The organism is Neobacillus endophyticus, from assembly GCF_013248975.1.
GTDB lineage: Bacteria > Bacillota > Bacilli > Bacillales > Cytobacillaceae > Neobacillus > Neobacillus endophyticus.
The window spans coordinates 1,222,961-1,246,412 of the sequence record NZ_JABRWH010000001.1 but is presented as its reverse complement, the minus strand read 5'-3'; the positions used below and the strand labels follow the sequence as shown (position 1 = coordinate 1,246,412).

Below are 23,452 nucleotides of genomic sequence, written 5' to 3'. Positions count from 1 at the left end.
TGCTATTCCTCCTGTGTTGTTAACATGGCATCCTTAATGATCATAAAGTCTTGCCATGGGATTTCAAAATGCCCCAGCCGAAAGGGGTAGCCCCAATTCCTTTTCCCGCGTGTAAAACTAAGTTGATCCAAAAGGTTTGCTATTTGGATTTCCTTGCATTCTGTGTAATGGATGTTACGACGGAAAGGGATGAAGGATTCAGACATTTGGTATTCGTACACTCTATCATCCTTGACCTGGCCGATGGCAGTAAATGCTTGCAGCGGCTCTCCATTCAACATATCCGTACGAGGGGAGTAATAGATCAGCCAATCCCCGGGATTCATTCGTTTGAGTGGGGCAGACTTACCATGGCAAAGTTGGGCGAAACCACCCGCCACCCCTTTTTTTACATGAGAAGCTGAAACGACACCAATCCAGTACCTGCAATGCTTCATTTCGATTTCATTAAGCATAATGACGTTCCTTATCTAAAGCAAGAGAAGCCAAGCTCTCCATGGTTTGTGGAATACCGTCAACCATATGGGCACCAAACTTTGGCCCAACTTGATCTGCATTAGGGCCAATGATTTGCACTTTATGAGAAATCCTTGTTCCTTCTTGAGATTCTGACAAAAGGTGTGTAAAGCAAACTTGAATTCCTAATGCAGGAATATCCGTTACATCCGAAAAACGACGAAAAGGTTGAACGTCTGTTAATTCAAAGTGGAGCGGTTCTTGTCCCGCCGGCTGCAGAATTCCTTTTGTTCCTTGAGTAAAAGCCCCTTCCAAAGAAGCGTGGACTACGCCTTTATCCCATTCAGTCCAAGTCGTAATATCACTGTACAGTTTCCAAATAGTCTCCACTTTTGCAGTTGTTGTAATGGTGTGTTCAAATTTCCACATAATCATTCACCTCATATTGGTATTTTTTAACATTGTATATATAAATATTATATGTGCAAATATTATATGTGTCAATATTAATTAATATGTATATGGGGTTAAAAGGAAATAAAAAAAAACAGCCCTAAAGGCTGTTTTTGGATTTAAAAGGAGCCATAAAGCTCATTTTAAACTTTAGAAAATGTCTTAAGAATTTTTAACGGCGTCTTTTAATACTTTTCCTGCTGAAAATGCAGGAACTTTTGAAGCGGCAATTTCAATTTCTTCACCCGTTTGTGGGTTTCTTCCTTTTCTTGCAGCTCTTTCGCGAACTTCGAAATTACCAAAGCCGATCAATTGTACTTTATCACCATTTGCTAAAGCATTCGTAATTGCTTCAAATACTGCATCAACTGCTTTTCCAGCATCTTTCTTTGTTAGCTCACTAGCTTCTGCTACTGCGTTAATTAATTCTGTTTTATTCATTCGTTATGTACGCTCCTTTATTTTCCGCTAATTCTAGGAATATAATCTGAAGAGTTTTATAATACCGAAAACATCTGTTCTAGTCAATAGTTATAGTCTTCTTTGTATTATTATAGCCTGATTTTTGGTTGGTAAGGAGTATTTTTTAAAAATAATTTCTTAGAAGTTGGCTGGATGGTCTGATCCTGATAACATAAAAAAGTAGAAAAAACACAAATTTTACCTAAATGTTCCAAAATTGTCATTTTCCTCAATCTGTTTTTGTCGTAAAATAAGATAAATATCTTATAAATCTATGAAAAATAGGAGGTAAAATGAAAAGTACAGGATTTGTCCGTAAGCTCGACGAATTAGGAAGGTTTGTGATTCCAATCGAGTTAAGAAAAACATTAAGTATCAGAGAGAAGGACCAGGTAGAAGTTTTTATTGATGAGGATCAGATCATTCTCAGAAAAAATAATGCGGAATTGGCTTGTGCTTTAACAGGTGAAATAACCAAAGAAAATAAAGCTCTTGCTGGAGGTAAGTTGGTACTGAGTCCGGAAGGTGCAGAAATGCTAGTTAAAGAGATTGAAGCCCACTTCCTAAACAAAGTTCCGAAATGATAAAACCATTAAAAAAATACCTACTTTCATGGAAAGAAAGTAGGTATTTTTTAAAACCAAAAAGTGCGATCCTTGAACTCAAACGTATAGTTAGGAGAGAAACCATTCTCCCTGAGCCACTTTGTCTACTTGTCCCCCTACATGTACAGTGATTTCTCCGTTATTTTCATGGGCTTTTAAAAACAATAAGGATGGTCTTTTTATTTCATATCCTTGTTCTACACGAATGCTTATTTCACTTTTTTCAAAATACCTATATTTAATTAAATAGGAAGCTAAACATCCATTCGAACTTCCTGTTGCTGCGTCTTCAGGAACACCAAAATAATCGGCAAAGTCTCGAACATTTAAATCATTTGTAGAATCATATGTTTCGGGAGAAAAAACCATAATCGCTTTTGCATCCGTATTCTCAATTAACTCGTAGTATTTTTCTTTATTTACTCTTACTTTTTTAACAGCTTCTAAAGATTTTAAAGGTACTATAATCACCGGAAGACCAGTTGAAACCTCTTGGATAGGAAATTGATCATCTATGGATTCTTTCCCTATATTTAAAACCTCCGAAACTTTATTACTATCTACTATTTGACCAAAAGTTGGCTTGTTTTGTTTCATCCATATTATTTCTTCTTGACGATCGAACGAAACGGGAATCTGCCCCCCTTTAAAATTTAATAAAAGCTTATCAGTTGGTTCGTTTAAAATTTCGTTTTGAATGATATAGGCTGTCCCTAAAGTTGGGTGGCCAGCAAAAGGAACTTCTTCGTTAGGTGTAAAGATACGAACGTCGTAACCTCCAGCTGATTCTTTGTCAGATAAGATAAAAGTAGTCTCAGAAAAATGAATTTCCTTTGCTATTTGTTGCATTTCACGATCTGAGATGTTTCCAGCATTTTTAAAAACAGCTAGTTGATTTCCGGTATATTTTCCTTGTGAAAAAACATCAACAATAGAATAATTTATTTTGCTCATCGTTCTCTCCCTATTCGAAAGATTTGTGAAATTTTATATAACATACCATTTTTATTATTTCTCGTTAAGTGGGAAATTTCCGATTTTCTTCCATTAACTTAATATTTAAGGCTAAATGGTAAGATAAGAGAATATCCAAACCAAGCTAATATACATATTAAAAAAAACAAAAACTCACCGAGGGGTGAGTTTTATTCATCATATGGTTTGCAAAGTTTGTTGATCTAATAGTTTGTATAACGCTTGTGTGCCGTTGTTTTCTGCCCCTTTTTCAGCAAGTTGATCATATAAAGATTTGGCTAATTGTAATCCTGGTGTAGCTAAACCCATTTTCTCTGCTGATTCAAGGGCAATTCTCATATCCTTGATAAAATGCTTAATATAAAATCCTGGTTCAAAATCTCCATTAATCATTCGTGGAGCTAGGTTACTAAGGGACCAGCTTCCTGCTGCTCCTGTTTCAATACTTTTTAGTACAGTTTTTGGATCCAAACCTGCTTGCTTCGCATATACCATTGCTTCACAAACTCCGATCATATTCGAAGCAATGGCAATCTGATTACACATTTTTGTATGTTGTCCTGCTCCAGCCGTGCCTTGATAGACAATATTGGTGCCCATTAGCTCTAATACAGGCATGATGGTGTCAAAATCTTGTTTTTCTCCCCCAACCATTATGGCTAAAGTTCCTTTTTTAGCTCCAATGTCTCCACCTGAAACAGGTGCATCTAATGCATGAATACCTTTCCCACAAGCTACTTCAAAAATCTGACGAGCTAAAATCGGACTTGATGTCGTCATATCGATTACATATGTACCCGCTTTAGCATGGTTTAAAATCCCTTTTTCCCCTAAGTAAATTTCTTCGACATCTTGAGGGTATCCAACCATTGTAATAATAATATGAGCCTCGCTAGCAATTTCAGCTACAGTATCTTTCCAAATCGCGCCATTTTCTAGTAGCTCTTTCGTACGGGTGCGAGTGCGATTATAAACTAAGACTGTATATCCTGCGTGTAACAGATGAGTTGCCATACTTTTTCCCATAACACCTGTACCTATAAATCCTATGGTTGAATTTTGTGCAGTCAGCATATTTCTCTTCCTCTCTTTTTATCATACTAAAAACAAAAAAGTATTCGATTGTTATTTACAATCCAATACTTTTGCCCAGGCGTACGGCTATTTGAACTATACGCTTCCTCGTGGTAATCCACGCTACGCCAGTTACGTACAGCAGAAATTAATAGAATAGTAAATCATTTTACCAAAAAATGCAATATTTTGATGAATTATTCATCCAATAGTTCTTAATAACACATTAAACCCCATTCCTTACAACTTAACAATTATTAAATCTAAGACTAACTTTTATATCAAACAATGAATATTTCTCTTTATATTACTTTTGTAGCATGTGTTATCGTCTGAATATTTATTAGGTTAAGAGTTTTTCGTCAACAATTAGGAATATAGACCTACTGTCTTGGGAAATGATTAACTGATGTAAAATGTCGAAGAGAAATGATCGTGAACTGACAATTTCTTTTCGACTTTTTTACACAATGTCTATTTTGTTATAACGAACAAATCGTCGGGCGAAGTTTAGTTCTTTTGCTTTGTAATTTAGTGAATCAGGGTTGGAGAAAAAAAACTGTAATAATGTGCGTTTTAAAGAACGATTCGACAAACATTTCATTTGTTAACATTTACATTTATTAATTTTGTAAGATCATGTCGAAACCACGGGAAATAAATCTGTTTATCATACAAAATGTATATAGTAATATAGTCCTTGCTTGACTAACAAACATTTAAAAGTACTTTACAAATAAATTCTATAACATGATGAAGGATGATTAGATATAAATGGAAACATCGATAATAGATAAAAATGAAATAGATCAAGAATGGTTAGGCTTAATCTTGGAAGCAAGAGCATTAGGGCTAACAATTGATGAAATAAGGGAATTTATATATAACCATGAGAAGTTTTTAGCCGGTGTTTAATTAGACGCAGTGGAATTTAAATGACAAAAAATACTATTCATTTTCCGATCAAAACGGGCCGAATGCTTACGAGTTAATCGCTTTGTGTAAAAAAGAGTGTTATTGAAAATAGCAGCTTTTCTTTTTCTAGGTGAGAAATAGTTTTATATGAAAGAATAGGAGTAAAGCAGCATGAAAATAAATCAAAAAATCCTCATCTTTATGAGTATTCTAACAGTCCTGTCCGCCGCAGCCTTTTACATAATCGTTAAGTTTGTAATTCTAAATACTTTTAATAACGTTGAAAAAGAAGCGATGAATAAACAATTAAATACGGTGGTATTTAACCTTAATAATACAAAAAATGAATTAGCTGATGATCTTGCAAACTATGCGCCTTGGGATGACACCTATTCATTTGTACAAAAACAAACTCTTGAACATATTGAAGATGATCCGTATATTCAAAGCAGTTATGTAGACTCTACTTATACCTCCAATCATTTCAATTTAATTGCGATCATCAATAAAAAAGGTCAAGTCATGTATGGACGTTCATTTGACTTAAATAAAAATAAGCAGGTTCCCATTTATCAGGATTTCTTACCTCATATTTCATCTGAGAATTCATGGTTACTTCAACACTCCAATCCAACCAGTGTCAAAACAGGAATCATCTCTCTTCATGAAGGTCCGATGCTTGTTGTTTCCGAACCGATTGTGACGAGTAACTATCAAGGTCCGATCCGCGGTACGATGATAGCTGGAAGACTGTTATCAAAATCAGAGATTGCCCTGCTTTCAAGGAAAACGCAAAGTTTTCTTGAAATCGATCACTATAAAAAAGATCTAATTCCTTTAGACGTAGGAAAAAAAGATGGGTCTTCTAAATGGGTCCATATTGACAATAACAATAAAATTTCAGGGTACGTGTTGCTTCCTGATATATATGGCAACCCGGCTTTTGTTCTTCATGTCACCTCTGAAAGAACGATCTACCATTCGGGTGAAACGAGTATCATCTATTTTTATTTATACGTAAGTGCCCTGTTTCTCCTAATGGTAATTTTTATTGTCACCTTCTTGAATAAGTCCGTCATTTCTAGAATAAGTTTCTTGATGCAAAACATAAAAGAAATCATTGATAATAAAGACTTTTCGAAGAGAGTGGCATGGAAAGGGAAAGATGAATTAGACGATCTCATTCATGAATTTAATTTGATGATGTCCTCTATGGAAAATTATGAAGATGTCATTAAACAGCAGGCCTACTTCGATCCATTAACACATTTAGCTAATCGAAACTTATTTTATGAAAAGCTGGAACGAAAGATTAAACGGTCTAAACAAAATAAAATGAAGTTTTATGTGCTGTTTATTGACTTAGATTGCTTTAAATACGTAAATGATACCTATGGTCATGATTATGGGGATTTGCTGCTGCAACATGTTGCAAATCAATTAAACGAAAGTGTTCCCATGGGAACCTTAGTTTCTCGGTTAGGCGGAGATGAATATACCATTTTATTAGAGTGTGAAAAAGCGGAAATAGAAGCCATTATCTCGAACATTCTAGAGAACCTATCCAAACCATTTACGATCAATAAAGATTCTTTACATGTGACAGCATCCATTGGCATGAGTGTTTATCCAGATCATGGCGAAGAGCCTGGATTGCTGATTAAACATGCAGATATCGCCATGTATTCTGTGAAAAATAATGGAAAAAATAATTTTAATATATTTTCAAACCGTTTAGAGAATCGGATTTTAGAAAATGATCTACATCAAGCGTTGGTTAATAACGAGTTCACTCTTGTATACCAGCCGCAAATTAACGTTAAGACCGGTAAGATACTAGGAGCAGAAGCATTAATTCGTTGGAATCATCCTACACTGGGAATGGTCTCACCTAATGAATTTATTCCGATTGCAGAATCAAATGGGTTTATTAACGAAATAGGTGAGTGGGTTTTACGAACGGCTTGTGAACAAAACATGAAGTGGCAATCTAGTGGATATTCTCCCATTACGATGTCTGTTAATGTTTCTAGAAGACAGCTGCAGCAGAAATCATTTATAGACATGGTAAAAACAATTTTGAACGGAACCGGATTATCGCCACAATATTTAGTACTTGAGGTAACAGAAAGTGTTCCATTAGAAAACTTTGACGATACAATAATTACACTTACACAACTGAAGGAACTGGGCGTAAAAATTGCCATAGATGATTTTGGAAAAGGGTATACGTCATTACATTATATAGAAAAATTCCCATTAGACTTTGTAAAATTAGATAAATCATTAATTGACAATCTTAAAACAGGTATCGAAAGTGTAACAGTAAAAACCATTATAGACCTATGCAAGTCTCTAAACATTGCTACAATTGCAGAAGGTGTAGAAACAAAAGAGCAATTAAATACCCTTTCTAAGTATAAATGTGACAAAACGCAAGGATATTATGTTAGTAAACCGTTAAATAAGGACCATTTGGAGAAACATCTAATCTCATCAGAGCATGGTGTACTTCCTTTTGTAAAAAGTAAATAAAATGATGGGGCACATGAAATTTTAAACCATTAATGATAAACAAAAGTTAAAAGGCCCTTATTATTAAAACAACCGATTTCCCTAATTAAGGAATCGGTTGTATTTTTTCTAAGGCTCATTTCGTTAACTTTGTTGCCATTTGTCCTGCTGTGTTAATTCAAAGACGCATGCCAGGATCCGGTGCTTATTCGGCCAGATATGATGGAGATAGAGGAGAAGGAGTCCGAATCGGGTGGTTATTCGGCCAGATATGATGGAGAAAAAGGAGAAGGAGTCCGAATCGGGTGCTTATTCGGCCAGATAGGATGGAGATAGAGGAGAAGGAGTCCGAATCGGGTGCTTATTCGGCCAGATAGGATGGAGATAGAGGAGAAGGAGTCCGAATCGGGTGCTTATTCGGACACATATGATGGAGAAAAAGGAGAAGGAGTCCGAATCCAGTGCTTATTCGAACAGATAGGATGGAGATAGAGGAGAAGGAGTCCGAATCGGGTGCTTATTCGTCCAGATAGGATGGAGAAAAAGGAGAAGGAGTCCGAATCGGGTGCTTATTCGTCCAGATAGGATGGAGAAAAAGGAGAAGGAGTCCGAATCCGGTGCTTATTCGGCCAGATAGGATGGAGATAGAGGAGAAGGAGTCCGAATCGGGTGCTTATTCGGACACATATGATGGAGAAAAAGGAGAAGGAGTCCGAATCCAGTGCTTATTCGAACAGATAGGATGGAGATAGAGGAGAAGGAGTCCGAATCGGGTGCTTATTCGGCCAGATAGGATGGAGAAAAAGGAGAAGGAGTCCGAATCCAGTGCTTATTCGAACAGATATGATGGAGATAGAGGAGAAGGAGTCCGAATCCGGTGCTTATTCGAACAGATATGATGGAGATAAAAGTGAAGGAGTCCGAATCCGGTGTACATAAGGACAGATTTGTTGGATATAAAAGGAGAAGCAGTCCGAATAAAGGAGTTATCCAATTTTTTAAAAAAACAACCATCTTGGCGAAAAACAGTCTTTACTAAAGACGTTTAGTGACACATGAGGTTGGCACGTATTAGTATTCGCAATAACTAGTTCTCTATTTTTAAACTTTGCGTGAGACAATAAGAAAATAGTCAGGAGAATTTCTCCTGACTACCATTTTATTTAGGAAACTTTTGGAATCATCTTTTGTTTTATTGCTTTTTTCTTTGTTAGATAACGGGCTGCGAAATAAGAACCTAATACATAGAAGACAGCTAAAGCTTGGAATGATAATGTCTCTACGGTTGGGAAAATACAGAACCAGACGCCTGCCCAATTGGGAATATTGATATTGAGGTTGGTAGTACTGATCCAGCCTGCAAGTTGCATTTCTTGAACAGTTTCACCCACCATGACAGCGAGAACCACTACTAGTAAAGCCCCCGTAAATACCAACATTTTTTTATGTGGCAGCCGGTGTTGGGCCATGAAGGTAAGAACTCCGACAATCACGGTTAACCCTAACCCAATCAATACTCCTTGAAGAATGATATCGGAACCAACTTTTAAGCGTAAATTTTGAAGAAATAGTACAACTTCGAAACCCTCCCGATAAACCGATGTAAGACCAAGAATGAAAAGGGACCAAAATGCACCGCTTTTTAAATCTTCACCCTTACTGCTTGTTAGTTCTTGTTTCTTCCGATTATGTAGGTTGATCCACCCCGTCCAGTAAATTTTGTGAAAGAACCAGTTCATAATAATTAAAAGCACAATGACTGCTAAAACACCAGTAAATGCTTGAATATTCAATTGCGAGGCATTAACAGAAGAGATAATGGCCACAACAATAAACCATGTTACAACAGTGGCTAAAAAGGATACACCTGCTCCAGCTGAGATTGGCTTCCAATAATTATCCTGTTTTTTCTTAACTAAGCCAGAAATAATGGCCGATAATACCAAAATGGCTTCTAAGCCTTCACGAAAGACCAGAATAGAAGTATTAATGATGGCAGCACCTGGTGTTATATTCTTTGCGGTAGGATCAGGATTACCGTGATAATAAATCCCTTGCCATATAATAACACCAATCACAACTGCTAATGAAACAGTAATGAGCAAGTTCTTTAAATTAAAAAGTTTACTAGCCATTAAATGTACTCTCCTCCTCATGTATGTAGTGATAATGATAATCTTTATCAATTAGATTAGTTTTATTCTATCGTTATAGTGTTTTTAAGTCAACCTATTTTTGGCATTTTCAGCAAGAGTGTTGTTGTTCAAACAGAACCGAATGTCCGTGATACGAACCGGGCCGCCTTAGAATCTAATATTCTTCCATAAAAGAAGGAATTGCCCGAAACAAGGAAAGGGGTTTACAAACATTTTACAAAGTATAGCTTGTAAATAAGATCATCGTGGTATACGTTATATAAGCAAATAGTTATATATTAATGTGTATGGAGGATACTAATACATGTCGAATTCAGCAATCGAGTTGGAACGGGCTGCTAATGGCTTAAAGTTATTAGGAGACAAAACACGGCTGACCATGATCGCTATGCTAAAACAGAGGGAGTGCTGCGTTTGTGAATTTCAAGAAGTGTTTGATATGAGCCAGCCGTCCATCAGCCAGCACTTAAGAAAATTAAAGGATGCCGGAATTGTAATAGAAGAAAGAAAAGGACAGTGGGTTTATTATTCTTTGAACTCCAATAGTGACTTATTGGGACTGGTCGAAGATATTTTGTCCCATGTGCCGGAGCAAACAGAAAAAATTAACCAGATTGAAACAAGCTGTGGTTGTTAAGAGGATAAAATGAAAAAGAAGTTAATCAGTGAATTTTTAGGGACTTATTTTCTTGTATTTGCCGGGACAGGCGCTATTGTTATTGATCAACTGACGAAAAGTCTAACGCATGTAGGTATTGCCCTTACATTCGGACTTGTTGTCATGTCACTTATTTTTACGTTTGGTCACCTTTCAGGCGCACACTTTAATCCGGCTGTTACGATCGGTTTTTTCATCCATGGAGATATAAAGAAGAGGGAAGCACTTTTCTATATTTTGATTCAGATTCTGGCAGGAATAGCTGCTAGTGCCACATTGATGTCCTTATTTGGCAACGTGGCATCACTTGGGGCTACCATACCAAGAGGATCGTGGGAACAAACTTTTGTTTTGGAATTTATTCTGACCTTCTTCTTAATGATCGTCATATTCGGTTCGGCCGTTCATGGTAAAGCGATAAAGGAATTTGCAGGTATTGCGATCGGGGCAACAGTTGGCTTAGAAGCTATGTTTGCAGGACCAATCTGTGGTGCATCTATGAATCCTGCAAGATCCATTGGACCAGCACTAGTATCAGGTAATACTCACTATTTATGGGTGTATATGCTAGCGACAGTTTTAGGAGCAGGTTGTGCAGCCATCATCTACAAACTACTACATGAATAATAAAGGAGAAACCACTATGTCTAAAAAAACCATTTATTTTCTTTGTACAGGAAACTCTTGCCGCAGCCAAATGGCAGAAGGATGGGCGAAAAAGTACTTGAGTGATGAGTGGGAAGTGCGAAGCGCCGGAATTGAAGCACATGGACTAAACCCGAATGCCGTAAAAGCTATGAAGGAAACAGGTATTGACATTTCCAATCAAACATCCGATGTCATTGACCGAGAAATTTTAAATAATGCCAATTTAGTCGTCACACTATGTGGCCATGCTGCCGATCATTGCCCTGTGACTCCTCCTCATGTAAAAAAAGTTCATTGGGGTTTCGATGATCCAGCAAAGGCAGAAGGAACTGAAGAAGAAAAGTGGGCATTCTTCCAACGTGTCCGAGATGAAATCGGCGACCGGATTAAACAATTTGCTGAGACAGGAAAATAATGAAGAAAGAGTACAACAAAGGGTCTCACTGCGAGACCCTTTTATATAATTTTTAAGAACAGCAGTTATTGCTGTTGAGAATTAACGCAACAAGCAGATGTATATACACTGTTTTCTTCCACATCTGCTTTAGTATAGAAAAACTCCCACTCATTCTCATCCGGGTCATGAACCCAGAATTTATCCTGAAGGGCGTAACAGCAGGTAGTATTCATTTCGTCGTGTTGGGATATAATACCGTTTTCAGCTAATCTATTCTTATGTGCGGCAAGCTCTTCTGTACTTTCAACTTGAATTCCAAAATGTCCAACTTGGTTTCCACTTACTTCATCGTGGAGATTAAGGGTGAAGTTTAATCCTGGTGCTTCGAGCAGGTACTTTGCATAATCCGACTTTACTTTTACTGGTTTGACACCAAAGAGTTTAGAATAAAACTTGATAGATTCCTCTAAGTTTGTAACATTTAGACCAATATGGGCATACTTCATTTTATTTCCTCCCTAAATCAATTTATTTTGATATATTGGGTAAAAAAGTGATGATGATTTATATGTTTTCTTAAATACTCACCCCTTTACTTAACATTGGCAATTGCAATTACAATTTTGTTGCGGCACCGTCTTAGAGTTCTGGTGGTTAGCCCATTTACTGGCTAGTTTTTGAAAGAAAGACTCCTTATTTAGATCCTCAAATTTCCATGCATTTCGGGATATTATTTCTATTTCCTGTTGGCGCAGTTTTAGTTGCTGGTGCATGCTATACTCGTTAAAAAGCATTGTTCATCCCCCTTAATCAAATTATATTGATATATTAATCAAATAAAATTGATTTAACAAAGAAAAAAATTTAGCAGCGCGTCGGTTTGAAGAGGCAGCAAAGTTCATGTGATAATAAATGATCTAGTTCGTCCTGATTCAACTCGTAATAACTCCAAGTTCCCTTGGTATCCTTTTTTATCAGGTTTGCGTCTAATAATATTTTTAAATGATAAGACAATTTTGATTGTGCCATATCAATTATAGGAGATAAGTCGCAGACACACATGGAGCCATTTTTCGTTAGAACGTTTAAAATCTGCAGCCTTTTTTTATCGGCAAGAGCTTTAAACTTTAGTTCATATTTTTCAAACATTTGATCCAATGATATGTCTTGTAACTCAATGTTTAATTCCGTCTCCTCTATCATTTTCTCACCTTCTTTCCCTTCATCAAGAAATATTGATGTATTTATCATATATCCAATATTTTCTTGTGTCAATTAATTCATCAAAAATAATTGATAAATATTTTTATTAAAAAATGCCTCAATAATTCTTCTTTTATTAAAAATGCTCTGTAGTAAGGATTGTGCTCTTTATTTATCTAGGGGTCAGATTATGCGGAATAGCTGTTTATTACGGATTGGTCATTTATGTTAAAGATAAGGGTAAGATTGTAAAGAAGAGTAACTTCAAAAGCAAAAAAATAATAAAAACACGTACAATTGTGATTTCGACGACAGTATAAAGAGCATCCAAAAGGATGCTCTACATACTACAAATTATTTTGATCCTTTAGCTCTAAATAAACTGCGGCCATATCTAGCTTAGCTTTTCCATTTCCATTTGCAGAACGATAAGTAGCATTCGCTGCTTCAGCAAGTGGTAATTTGGTTTCTAGGCGATCTGCCTCGGCTTTTACTAGTCCTAAATCTTTTGCCATTAGTTCAAGCATAAATGCAGAAGGGAATTCCTCTTTACGATACATATCTTTTTTTCCTTGGAATAGAGGTGTATTCATTCCAGAAAGTGAAATCATCTCCAATACTTTTTCTTTATCTAATCCTGATTTCTCTGCTAATAATAATGTCTCTCCAATACCCTGTCCAATAATGCCAAGTAACAAATTAATGGCTAATTTTGCAGAGCAGCCTTTGCCATTTGTACCAAAGTGAATCGTTGCTTTACCTAATAAATTAAAGTAGGGCTGACAAATATCGATAGCTTTCTCTTCTCCACCTACAAGGATAACTAATTGGCTTGCTATTGCTGCTCCTACTGAACCAGAAACGGGCGCATCTAAGTATATGCCGCCTCTTTCAGATACCAGCTTCGCAAATGACACTGAATCTTCTGGTGAAATGGTACTCATGTCTACTATGACCTTGCCTGGATGAATAGTATGTAATACCCCATTTTCTTGGGATAATACATCTTTTACAGCATTAGAGTTAGATAACATAATAAAAATAATATCGGATTGTTCTACTACTTCTTTTGGGGAATACAGTTTAATGGCGCCAGATTCTACTAAAGAGGTTGTTTTTTCTGGGGAGCGATTATATACGTTCACTTTGTAGCCTGCTTGTAAAAGATTCTTCGCCATAGGTGTTCCCATATGACCTAATCCAATCCATCCTAATGTATGCATGATTTCATTTCCTCCTGTTAAAATTGGTTTTTAAAATACAAAAAAGATGATAGACCGCCATCTGCTATGGAGTGGCGGTCTATTTAAATCTCATTTCGGCTAGAAGTAAGATGTTTATGAAGTTGTTAGGAACGTTTATGTCGTGCTGCGGCCTTAGCAAGTCCGTCAATCCAGTCTTAGTGACCGTTAATCATTGGGTTTGGCATCCCTTCTGCCATCTCTTTCGCTGCTTTCCTGTTTTGAATTCGCTACAATGATTTGTTGGAAGCAAAGTTGTCAGTCATTCCTGGCCGGAAGTCTTGGGCTAAATAATCTCATTCACTGATATATTTCCAATCTTTTGTGCAAAATTTATTTTATGCTGTCCAACGAAATTTATACTATCTAGGATATTTCTGAATAACTTTTAGTTAAATTACAGAGGTTGCATTCTTGTAACTTTTTCCTATTTTCCGTGTTCAGCAATCGAAGGCGTTCCTTCAATGAAAGTCATGCCCATTTTGAAATTTGAATGAGGAGTAAGTTTAGTACCATTCCCCAGCTTTTGTATAATGCCAACATTCTCCACCATCATAGTAAACCTTTAAACAAGCTTCTTTAGAGTCCCAAATAATACTATCAATGTATTCGATAGCCCGCTTTCTTCTTTCCTCGGGTCTCATCGATTGCAAATGCTTTATGTAAACCTTTTTAAATATGTCGAATTGTTCGGAGGTAAGATCAAACGTTTTATGGTTTATTCCTAAGAGATTATTGATTTTTAATCCTAATGTAGCTAATGAAGCTTTAAATTGTGACATCGTTCAGCACTCCTTTTTCTGTATAAATCTCGGTTGCTATCTCCATTTTAGATAATTTCGTAATTTTTATGATTGATCACGGTCACGTTATTTTCATAATCAATCCCTGTTGGATTTTTAAGGATTTTAATCGTAACGGAACTATCATAAACGTTTTTAACAATCCCAATGATTCCTTTATTAGAACGAACCTGATCATTTATTTTAGCCTTTTTCAAAATTCCCCCATCCCTTCTCGCTCTAATTTATAAAAGAAATCCAGATCGTTCAATAATTTACGAAGAGATGAAATACAAATGAAAATAACTTGAAATATATTATTTTATTTGTAAAAAATATCCATTGCAAATAAGATTTAAGTTAAATTGAGAAATTAGGCTTTTTAATATTGAAATTTCTTTAACGTTTTAAATTCACTGCCCCAAAAGGGGATCTCATTACAATCTCTAGATTCACAATAGCTGCAATAAGCGAAGAAAAGTCAGTAATACCCACGTAAATGTAAGAATTCGTACGAATGTATTTAAGCGTGTAAGGTCTAATAACAATTAAAATTTCTTTGGTATATATGAAGTAGATCGACCGAAAATATAGTTGTGAAATAGTTAACATTTTTGTTGTCAAATTCAGCCTTTTGATAGAAAAGGGGGGAGTTGGGTTGAAGGAATTTGTTGTTTGCTATACTTTTGAAAATGATATTAAACGAGAGAAAATAGTGAAAGAGCAGGATGTTAACAAGGAAGAGGTTGTAAAAGAAATATTAGAAAAAATCGTACAGCATAAGTACTTTATTGCCAATGGTGAACGGATTAATTCTTCTTTAATCCGCTATATACGGGTTTTGCATGAAAAGCAATTGTCTAAAAATCAGTATAAGTGAGAATAGATCCTATTTTTAATAGACAATGTGTAACTTAGATATAGGAGAGTAGATGATGTCAGAAGAAACCTATCGTTCTCGCGAGGAACGAAAACAAGCCGAAAGAACAAGACAAAACCAACAAAAAAGTAATAAATCTCCCAAAGAGGGAACCTTGTTGAAAAAAGTGCTGCTAGGCTGTTTGATCTTTGTTGTTGTTTCAATTGGTATAAGCGGAGTTACATTCGCTGAAATGATGAAGGATGTGCCTAAATTAGATCCTTCCAAACTAGTAGACCCACTTTCTACGAAATTTTATGATAGAAACGGGAACTTCCTCTATGAATATGGGAAAGAGAAGCGAACAAAAATCACGTATGCTCAAGTTCCAAAATTGTTGGAACATGCATTTATTGCTACGGAAGACTCCCATTTTTATGAACATAGTGGAGTTGATATTAAAGGGACGCTTAGAGCTATTTTTGAGAATCTAACAGGGCATTTTGGTTCCCAGGGTGGGAGCACCATTACACAGCAGGTAATCAAAAACTCATTTCTGACCCCTCAAAAAACGATAAAGCGAAAAGTGCAGGAATGGGACTTGGCCTATCAGCTGGAACAAAAATATTCAAAGCATGATATTTTAATGATGTATTTAAATAAGATTTATCTCGGAGACGGGTCTTATGGAGTGGCTGCTGCTGCAAAAACCTACTACGGGATTGATGCTAATAACTTAAATAAATTAACACTTCCGGAGGCAGCTATGTTAGCCGGGCTTCCACAAGGTCCAAGTATTTACGATCCGTCCAAGCCGTCAAACCAAAAAGCTGCAACCAATCGCCGGAATATTGTTTTAAGCTCTATGTATAAGCAAGGGTATATTACTGAAAAACAAATGAAGGATGCAATGAAAGTACCAGTTACAGCAGGGCTTGTGCCGAAGAACACGCAACAAGGGATGCCGTATGAAGGGTTCTTAGACGCAGCTGTTAAAGAAGTGGAAGCGAAGCTGAAGAATGTAGATATCAGCACGGATGGGTTATCCATTTACACTACCTTAGACCCAAAAGCTCAGGACTATGCGGACAAAATAATGAACACGAACACGATTATTTCTTATCCTAATGCTAATTTTCAAGGGGCTTTTGTGTTTTTAGATACAAAAACTGGAGAAGTTCGTGCCATTGGAAGTGGCCGAAACGACTATCAAGCTTCATTTCTAGGGAACAACTTTGCCATTGATATAAAACGGCAGCCTGGTTCTTCGTTTAAACCGATTTTTGATTATGGTCCAGCCATTGAGAATTTAAAATGGTCTACAGCTCACCAAATAAATGACCAAGAAACAACCTATTCAAATGGTCAATCTATTTCAAACTGGGATCATCAATTTCATGGAATGTTGTCTATTAGAACAGCTCTTCAATGGTCATATAATATTCCTGCCCTTCTTACGTTACGAGAAGTTGGGTTGGAAAATGCTAAAAGCTTCGCAGAGCAACTTGGGATTACCTTTGATAATAATAAGGTATATGAATCCTATGCAATCGGAAGTAATACGGTTAATCCTTTAGAGATGGCAGGGGCCTATAGTGCCTTTGGCAATAATGGAGTATACAATACACCGCATTTTGTCCAAAAAGTTGTCTTTCCTGATGGCTCGGTTGTTAATTTTACGCCTAATCCAAAACGTGTCATGCACGATTACACAGCCTATATGGTGACAGATATGTTACGTACAGTCGTAAAATCTGGTACCGGTATAACAGCAGATGTACCTGGGTTAGATGTTGCTGCAAAAACGGGTACAACAAATTTTGACGATAGAACTAGTGCGCAATATGGATACCCATCCAATGCGACGAATGATAGTTGGCTAGTTGGTTATACACCTCAATATACGATGGCTGTTTGGACCGGCTATCCAAAAAATGGTCCGGGAAACTATATGTTGGGGAGTACGACGAAAATCTCTCAATTAATGTTTAAAGCGATGATGCAGACATTCGGAACAGACAGTTCCAGCTTCCAGCAGCCAAGCGACGTATATAGATTGAATAATGAGTTGTATATCGAAGGTGGAAATCCAAATGATATCCCACAAGTTCCAAATAATGACAATCATTTTGATGATGGTGGAAACAATGAGGATCCTAAACATCTAAAAGACCAATTGAAGCAGCTACAAGAACAACTAAAGCATCAACAGCAAGAACTGAAACATAAACAAAAAGAGCAGAAACATAAACATGGTTAATATGGGTATTTTTCTTATCAGTGTTCCTCCACGATCGGGCGCGATTCTGTAACAAGAATCGTGCTCTTTTTTTATGTTAAGAACCAGATTGCGAAAAAAAATCTTGCTCTCTTTTGTATAGACCATTAAGGTTTTTTGCTTTTTCCGAAAGTTCTTCATCTATTAGTAATCAACAATATTTTTTAAATAATTCTAAGAAAATTCTAATAAAAAGTCATTATAATCATTCAGGGATTTGTCATGACAGATGTTGATGCTACCACTTAAATTTTGGAAGAAAATAAGGAAAAAACAATAAGTTTTATCTCTTCTGCTTTTGATTAAGCTGATCAAGGGTTCTTTAAGTTGTAATTCAAACTATTTCACCGATTTGCACAAACAAAAGAATGGGAAGAGGTAAAAAAAGTTGTAAATTCCAATCAAATTTCATCAGGTGTGATAAACGTTATTTTTGCGGGAAAACTATAAACAGTCCTATAAAGGAGCGTTACAAAAGAAAGAGGGAGAAGTAAATGCTAAATAGAAAAGAACTCTATGCTGATGAGAATGAACCATTTCCAATTGAACGAAACAAACGAATAACAGCAATTGCAGGCATTGTGCTTTTTGTACTCATCATAGCGGAGCTTGTCATTACTGCGAACTTAGATGCACTAAGGTCTGAACATATTTTTGTTGGTGTCCTGTTAGCTGGACCTTTAGTTGTCAAGATGGGAAGCACTGGATACCGATTTTTTCGTTACTATACAAAATCACCTGAATTCGTAAAGGCAGGTCCACCTAATATATTACTCCGGCTTTTAGCGCCGTTCCTCGTTGTAATGACCATTTTGGTGTTTATTAGCGGGGTTGGACTGGTGTTGGGTGGACATGCCTATGAGGGATTATTTCATAAGATACATACCGTTAGTGTAACTTTATGGCTGCCGTTGCTCGCAGTACACATATTCGCCTATCTTCGCAAGGCTGCAAGTCTAATGGCAAATGATTGGAGCAGCATATCCAAGTACCATTTTCCAGGTCGGGCAAGTCGGCTTGGTATTAACATTGCAGCATTAATACTGAGCGGTATTGCGGCAATCATCATCACTCCATTGAGGGTTGGGAGGCATGGACAATGGGATATCCCAGGTCCGATTGCTTTGGGAATTGTAGCGTCTGTAATTGCGGTTTTAATTGCGATACCGATCTTACGTCTAACCAATAAAAGACCGAAACTATGAGTAACCAACTGGGCATTTACCGTGGGCAGCTGTAGAGATGGGAACTTATGATTTAAAGTTGATTTCTTGTGCCGATCATTGGCTGTATCATGTTTTAGACAGTTGATTTTATAAAGAATTTCAATAAACAACAGTTGAATTGAATTTATCGATCTTTAACGATCGGACGCTTATCCGGAACACGGAAAGCGTCTTTTTTAATGGAATAAAGGATCGAGTAAAATAACAAGGTTTTGTAGTAATAGTGAAAAGGAATCGATCAATGATCGAGGTATTCTGTATGAATAAAGAGGTCACCAAGCGAACTCGTAAATGAGAATAAATATCAGAAAATTTACGTCTGTCTATTGACCTAATACCATCTATCTATTTTAATAGGTATTTGGATACTGTTTTGCAGCCATGTCTATTTGCTGCAAAAAAAGGAGATTGGTATGAAGGAGTTTTTTCGAAATCCAAGTAAGGTGGCATTGACTTCCTTAATTGCGACGGTTGTTGTTAGTATTTTACTCGTTTTTTTAATCACTTTAACAGACATACATATAAGCGGGAAAGTAATAATGGCGGTCGCATTATCTTTTTTAATCGTAAACCCAGTTCTTGGATTTATTTATTCGTTTTTTATTAAAGGGAAAAGGAAGATTATTTATATTCTGTTACACTTCATTAGTTTATGTACGATTTCAGTTTTTGCCTTTATAGCTTTTATGTTTACGTACTTTTTACCTTTTGGTCCATAAAACAATAGGTAGTTAGAAACTTAGAACAACCGGAGGAATATATAGTTTGAACAGGAAATTTTGGAAGTGGTTTAGTGTCATCATCGGAACAGTGATGATTGTTTTGGCGGTGTTGGTGTATTTTGTAACGTATACTGGAGCAAACATTTATCCTGATGCGAATAAAAAGCATGTCATGATTCGTCTGGAAGACGTCGGGCCAGGTGGTGAATATAATAGTTTAGCAGATTTGGGCAAGCTTCGGGCCGTTATGGAATACTTAGAGTCGCAGCATATCCCATTTCAAGTGGCGGTTATTCCAAGAAGAATGAGTATCGGTTCGGATCATATTTGGCAGGAACGAGGGATTGATGATCCAAAACCAGATGCTGTCGTAACGGCATTCATCAGGCTCCTTCAAGAAGCTGAACAACATCATGGTGTACTTGGAATGCACGGATATACCCATCAGTATGGAGATGTTGCAAAGGCCGACAATAGCCAAAACTCAGGGATTGGTACCGAATTTAATGTGAAAAATGCACCGGAAACGAAGGAAGCCTCATATGCAGAGGAGAGGATAACAGATAGTTTGTCTGCTTTCTATAAAGCTGGTCTCCATCCGGCCTTCTGGGAGTCTCCTCATTATAAGGACACACGTGAACAGGAGAAAGTATTCCGCTCCTATATGGGTATTCTCTATCAGCCGGATCTTTACTCCCTAAGATCCCTCAAGGATTTGAATGTCTATGATACTGTTAATTCGTATGGACAGAATAGCTTGGGTTCCGTCTATGTCCCGGCTCCGTATTCTTATGTAACCAATGGCAAATCAGTAGATAACATTCTTTCAAAGGCGGCGCACAGCAATGGACTAGCCTCTTTTTATTACCACCCATTCTTAGAGTTCCCTAATCTAGAGCCGGTGACTGGAAAAGATGGTAAACCTATAGTAAAGGATGGACTGCCTGAATATCGCTATAAACAAACAGGTCAGTCTTCCTATCTTCATAGGCTTGTCATGGGCTTCAAGAAAGAAGGGTATCATTGGAGGTCCTTATTTGATATTGTCCCGTTTACCCCTGCTCATCGTGTCACACTGCCGCCTGACACAAAAACAAATCATATCATGTTAGGAGATGTAACGGGCAGCGGATATACAGATGTGGTGGTGCGTGAGGCACATAGAATCATGGTGATCCCGGGGAACTATTTATGGCCGCGCAATCGACCTCAGGAAGCGAGTGAGGTTTGGTTAAAGTATACATCATTACCTGAGGAACAATCTTTTCTTACTGATATTAATCATGATGGTAAGCAGGATCTTATTTTTTACAATAAACAAAATGGTGACTTAAAAGCTTGTTTGGCAGGAAAAGGTTTATTTGAGTCCCCCATATTACTAGGAAAACTTCCAAGTGGGCTTGCGTCCCTTCAATCGTTTCAAAATGGGGAAGACCATCAACTTATCGCAACAAAAAAGAGACAGATTATTTTAATTCGTATCGTGAATAATCAACTGATTTCAAACAGTTTAAAAACGACCTTAACGGCGGGCTCAACCTTTCTAGTTAGTGGGTTCCAGGACAGTAAACACGATGGAATCCTTAGTGTTTCGCCTAAAAATCATAAAGTGTTTATTCTTTATAATCAAGGAGACAACTTCACCAAGCCCTTCCTCATTAAAGGCATTGACATTCATTCTGATGACCAGATCCTAGCTGGTGACACGAATGGAGATGGTAGAAGTGACATCATCGTATATTCAAGGAAAGATGGGGTTTGGAGGGTATATGAGAATAAGGGGAATGGTCATTTTTCTCCAATAAGCAACGACTTTGGCCCATGGGCGGAAGGATTAAATAGATCAGGATTCATTGCCGATTTTGATGGTAATGGGAAAATGGATATTGGATCGTATGATGAGGCAAACCATGTGTTGGATGTGGCCTTGTCTTTTCGAGGTCCAATGCCAAAATCGAAAGGAAAAAAATAAATGCATCAGTTCTTCGTCATCATTGCGGATATATTTCAATTTATTATTTTTACAGTTAGTATCTATCAAATTATTATTAGTTTGGCAGGTTGTAGGAGAAAAATGGAGGACAAGGTGGATCATCCTCCCCAAAAATCATTTGCCATTTTAGTAGCTGCCCATAATGAAGAGAAGGTTATAGCGCCACTCTTAGAAAATCTTATAAACTTAGATTACCCAAAAGAGTTGTATGAAATCTTTGTCATCTGCGATAATTGTACAGATCAAACGGCACAAATTGTTAAGCAGTATAATGTGTGTGCAATGGAAAGATTTGATGCAGTCAATAAAGGCAAGGGTTATGCCATGGAATGGATGCTGGAGAAGCTATGGAAGAGAGATCGGCAGCATGATGCTGTGGTAGTCTTTGACGCAGACAATTTGGTCAGTAGAAACTTTCTGCTCGAAATGAATAATAATCTAGTAGAGGGACATCGAGTGATTCAAAGTTATTTAGAAACTAAAAATCCATTCGATTCTTGGGTTTCCCTGTCATATGCTATTACATACTGGTTTATTAACCGAATGTGGCAGGAAGCCAGGCATAATTGGGGGATGGCTGCTACCCTTTCCGGAACGGGAATGTGTTTTGAGACAAATTTGCTTAAGGAATTAGGATGGAATGCCACATCCCTAACAGAGGATGTGGAGTTCACTGCCAAATGTATAAGCAATGAGATCTATCCAACCTGGGCAAAAAATGCCATTGTCTATGATGAGAAGCCGATCACTCTTATGAGCTCTATCAGACAACGGCTGCGGTGGATGCGCGGGCATACCGATTGTGCAAGGAGATATATGAAGCCTCTTATTTTAAAGGCAATTCAAACAAAGCGGTTTGCACTGTTTGATGCAGCAATGTATTTGTTTCAACCGATTCGGTTTTTATTCGTTGCCGCTGTATGGGTGATGTCCTATTTGCAGGTTGCCACACCTTTATATTCTCAGTTTGCCCTGCTGAAAATGGTTCCAGACTGGGCTTGGTTTGCACTTAACACGGCATTGTTTCTGCAATTTCCGTTAGTCATGCTTATGGAAAGGAGACCATGGAAGGCGTATCTGGGGCTTATTCTTTTTCCTGTTTTCCAATTTACCTGGTTTCCAATCACTTTGGTGGGGTTGTTTACAAGTAAGAACAAAACCTGGAATCATACCATTCATACTCGTTCCATTCGATTAGAAGATATGAAAGGTTAATAGAATTTTTCCTTTGTAAGGGGGAAGATATGAAAACATTACTCATCACCACACAAATCCTTTATTTACTATGTTTGGTTCCTTGGTATCTAATTTGGGGTTTATCGTTTATGACTTTTGACAACGGTTATAGCATTTATAATGTTACTTTTGTCTTGCTCATTAGTTTGTATCCAATCGCGGTGCTTACGTGTTCCATTATTGCCTGGATCCTTCGCAAGCGAAGAAGAAGGATTTCTGCAGCTGTCAATTTCATACCTATGTTATGGGTTATATCCCTGGTTTTATCAATTGTAATCAATATTCTTATTTATAAATAAAAATTGGGTGCTGTTCTGTCATAGGGATAGCACCTAATTTTTTTTAAAAAGGCCTGATCGTTGAATAGGAATGGGCTATTATTATGGGATAACACGCGGAACATAAAGATTTAAACTCATATGTATCGAAAAATTCAAAATATAAACATTATTTACTTGAGGTCAGAGGGCAATTTTGGTAAAATCATATAAATTAATCGTTCAATGTGTACTGGCGATGAAACGTGGGTTACCACGGGGGAACACATTGATATAGTCAGCCGTTCGCCTGGGCAAAGTGTTTGAATAGATCAAACACTT

Annotated in this window: 25 protein-coding genes and 2 riboswitches; of the genes, 14 read left to right on the top strand and 11 right to left on the bottom strand. The window is 37.0% G+C overall.

Annotation, left to right across the window (positions count from 1 at the left end; translation table 11 throughout):
• Window positions 1-2: 2 nt before the first annotated feature.
• The 3 genes from HPT25_RS05980 to hbs form a co-directional block, all read right to left on the bottom strand.
• Entirely contained in the window at window positions 3-455 is a 453-nt protein-coding gene (locus HPT25_RS05980) for an EVE domain-containing protein (RefSeq protein ID WP_173061364.1), read from the bottom strand.
• Window positions 448-885 (bottom strand): SRPBCC family protein, encoded by a 438-nt coding sequence (locus HPT25_RS05975; protein WP_173061361.1) that lies wholly within the window; start codon window positions 883-885, stop codon window positions 448-450. Before HPT25_RS05975 ends, HPT25_RS05980 begins: the two co-directional genes overlap by 8 nt.
• Before the next feature lie 186 nt (window positions 886-1,071).
• Entirely contained in the window at window positions 1,072-1,350 is a 279-nt protein-coding gene (gene hbs / locus HPT25_RS05970) for a non-specific DNA-binding protein Hbs (protein ID WP_173061358.1), read from the bottom strand.
• Window positions 1,351-1,664: 314 nt separating this feature from the next.
• On the opposite strand from hbs, the gene HPT25_RS05965 reads away from it, so the two are divergent.
• Window positions 1,665-1,955 (top strand): AbrB/MazE/SpoVT family DNA-binding domain-containing protein, encoded by a 291-nt coding sequence (locus HPT25_RS05965; protein WP_173061355.1) that lies wholly within the window; start codon window positions 1,665-1,667, stop codon window positions 1,953-1,955.
• A 90-nt stretch (window positions 1,956-2,045) separates the two neighbouring features.
• On the opposite strand, the gene HPT25_RS05960 is transcribed toward HPT25_RS05965, so the two are convergent.
• Window positions 2,046-2,930 carry a PhzF family protein gene (locus HPT25_RS05960; protein WP_173061352.1) on the bottom strand — a complete coding sequence of 295 codons (885 nt, stop codon included), beginning with the start codon at window positions 2,928-2,930 and terminating at the stop codon, window positions 2,046-2,048.
• Between the two features lie 198 nt (window positions 2,931-3,128).
• Window positions 3,129-4,025, bottom strand: coding sequence for an NAD(P)-dependent oxidoreductase (locus HPT25_RS05955; protein WP_173061349.1), 897 nt, complete (start codon window positions 4,023-4,025; stop codon window positions 3,129-3,131).
• A 66-nt stretch (window positions 4,026-4,091) separates the two neighbouring features.
• A riboswitch (ZMP/ZTP riboswitch) is annotated at window positions 4,092-4,171 on the bottom strand.
• A gap of 628 nt (window positions 4,172-4,799) precedes the next feature.
• Between HPT25_RS05955 and HPT25_RS05950 the strand changes: the two genes are divergently transcribed.
• The 3 genes from HPT25_RS05950 to HPT25_RS05940 all read left to right on the top strand — a co-directional run bounded on the left by HPT25_RS05950 (window position 4,800) and on the right by HPT25_RS05940 (window position 8,493).
• Window positions 4,800-4,940, top strand: a complete 141-nt coding sequence (locus HPT25_RS05950) for an anti-repressor SinI family protein (RefSeq protein WP_173061346.1) — start codon at window positions 4,800-4,802, stop codon at window positions 4,938-4,940.
• 171 nt (window positions 4,941-5,111) lie between these two features.
• Complete coding sequence (locus HPT25_RS05945) at window positions 5,112-7,475, top strand: EAL domain-containing protein (RefSeq protein WP_173061343.1); 2,364 nt, start codon at window positions 5,112-5,114, stop codon at window positions 7,473-7,475.
• 856 nt (window positions 7,476-8,331) lie between these two features.
• Window positions 8,332-8,493: a hypothetical protein gene (locus tag HPT25_RS05940; protein ID WP_173061340.1), complete on the top strand. Its 162-nt coding sequence runs from the start codon at window positions 8,332-8,334 to the stop codon at window positions 8,491-8,493.
• A gap of 124 nt (window positions 8,494-8,617) precedes the next feature.
• On the opposite strand, the gene HPT25_RS05935 is transcribed toward HPT25_RS05940, so the two are convergent.
• Complete coding sequence (locus tag HPT25_RS05935; RefSeq protein WP_173061336.1) at window positions 8,618-9,589, bottom strand: FTR1 family iron permease; 972 nt, start codon at window positions 9,587-9,589, stop codon at window positions 8,618-8,620.
• 325 nt (window positions 9,590-9,914) lie between these two features.
• On the opposite strand from HPT25_RS05935, the gene HPT25_RS05930 reads away from it, so the two are divergent.
• Genes HPT25_RS05930 through arsC form a run of 3 tightly spaced genes read left to right on the top strand, consistent with a single transcriptional unit; the run spans window position 9,915 to window position 11,331 of the window.
• Complete coding sequence (locus tag HPT25_RS05930) at window positions 9,915-10,247, top strand: ArsR/SmtB family transcription factor (protein WP_173061333.1); 333 nt, start codon at window positions 9,915-9,917, stop codon at window positions 10,245-10,247.
• Between the two features lie 9 nt (window positions 10,248-10,256).
• Entirely contained in the window at window positions 10,257-10,895 is a 639-nt protein-coding gene (locus HPT25_RS05925) for an aquaporin (RefSeq protein ID WP_173061330.1), read from the top strand.
• 16 nt (window positions 10,896-10,911) lie between these two features.
• Window positions 10,912-11,331: an arsenate reductase (thioredoxin) gene (arsC, locus tag HPT25_RS05920; RefSeq protein ID WP_173061327.1), complete on the top strand. Its 420-nt coding sequence runs from the start codon at window positions 10,912-10,914 to the stop codon at window positions 11,329-11,331.
• Window positions 11,332-11,396: 65 nt separating this feature from the next.
• On the opposite strand, the gene HPT25_RS05915 is transcribed toward arsC, so the two are convergent.
• The 5 genes from HPT25_RS05915 to HPT25_RS05895 form a co-directional block, all read right to left on the bottom strand.
• The gene (locus HPT25_RS05915) at window positions 11,397-11,819 is read right to left on the bottom strand and encodes an ArsI/CadI family heavy metal resistance metalloenzyme (protein ID WP_173061324.1); all 423 of its coding nucleotides are present in this window, start codon (window positions 11,817-11,819) and stop codon (window positions 11,397-11,399) included.
• 358 nt (window positions 11,820-12,177) lie between these two features.
• The gene (locus HPT25_RS05910) at window positions 12,178-12,516 is read right to left on the bottom strand and encodes an ArsR/SmtB family transcription factor (RefSeq protein ID WP_173061321.1); all 339 of its coding nucleotides are present in this window, start codon (window positions 12,514-12,516) and stop codon (window positions 12,178-12,180) included.
• A 347-nt stretch (window positions 12,517-12,863) separates the two neighbouring features.
• Window positions 12,864-13,739 carry an NAD(P)-dependent oxidoreductase gene (locus HPT25_RS05905; RefSeq protein WP_173061318.1) on the bottom strand — a complete coding sequence of 292 codons (876 nt, stop codon included), beginning with the start codon at window positions 13,737-13,739 and terminating at the stop codon, window positions 12,864-12,866.
• Between the two features lie 524 nt (window positions 13,740-14,263).
• Complete coding sequence (locus HPT25_RS05900) at window positions 14,264-14,539, bottom strand: hypothetical protein (protein ID WP_173061315.1); 276 nt, start codon at window positions 14,537-14,539, stop codon at window positions 14,264-14,266.
• A gap of 47 nt (window positions 14,540-14,586) precedes the next feature.
• On the bottom strand, window positions 14,587-14,757 hold the full coding sequence (locus HPT25_RS05895) for a DUF2187 family protein (RefSeq protein WP_173061312.1): 171 nt from the start codon (window positions 14,755-14,757) through the stop codon (window positions 14,587-14,589).
• Between the two features lie 440 nt (window positions 14,758-15,197).
• On the opposite strand from HPT25_RS05895, the gene HPT25_RS05890 reads away from it, so the two are divergent.
• From HPT25_RS05890 to HPT25_RS05860, 7 genes are all read left to right on the top strand, one after another.
• Window positions 15,198-15,419: a hypothetical protein gene (locus HPT25_RS05890; RefSeq protein ID WP_173061309.1), complete on the top strand. Its 222-nt coding sequence runs from the start codon at window positions 15,198-15,200 to the stop codon at window positions 15,417-15,419.
• Window positions 15,420-15,474: 55 nt separating this feature from the next.
• Entirely contained in the window at window positions 15,475-17,658 is a 2,184-nt protein-coding gene (locus HPT25_RS05885; protein WP_173070927.1) for a transglycosylase domain-containing protein, read from the top strand.
• 512 nt (window positions 17,659-18,170) lie between these two features.
• Window positions 18,171-18,881 (top strand): hypothetical protein, encoded by a 711-nt coding sequence (locus HPT25_RS05880; protein ID WP_173061306.1) that lies wholly within the window; start codon window positions 18,171-18,173, stop codon window positions 18,879-18,881.
• Between the two features lie 434 nt (window positions 18,882-19,315).
• Window positions 19,316-19,621: a hypothetical protein gene (locus HPT25_RS05875; protein WP_173061303.1), complete on the top strand. Its 306-nt coding sequence runs from the start codon at window positions 19,316-19,318 to the stop codon at window positions 19,619-19,621.
• A gap of 46 nt (window positions 19,622-19,667) precedes the next feature.
• Window positions 19,668-21,596 carry a DUF2334 domain-containing protein gene (locus tag HPT25_RS05870; RefSeq protein ID WP_173061300.1) on the top strand — a complete coding sequence of 643 codons (1,929 nt, stop codon included), beginning with the start codon at window positions 19,668-19,670 and terminating at the stop codon, window positions 21,594-21,596.
• Window positions 21,597-22,832, top strand: coding sequence for a glycosyltransferase family 2 protein (locus HPT25_RS05865; RefSeq protein ID WP_173061297.1), 1,236 nt, complete (start codon window positions 21,597-21,599; stop codon window positions 22,830-22,832).
• Window positions 22,833-22,861: 29 nt separating this feature from the next.
• On the top strand, window positions 22,862-23,152 hold the full coding sequence (locus tag HPT25_RS05860) for a hypothetical protein (RefSeq protein ID WP_173061294.1): 291 nt from the start codon (window positions 22,862-22,864) through the stop codon (window positions 23,150-23,152).
• Window positions 23,153-23,350: 198 nt separating this feature from the next.
• A riboswitch (ZMP/ZTP riboswitch) is annotated at window positions 23,351-23,433 on the top strand.
• The last annotated feature ends 19 nt before the right edge of the window (window positions 23,434-23,452 follow it).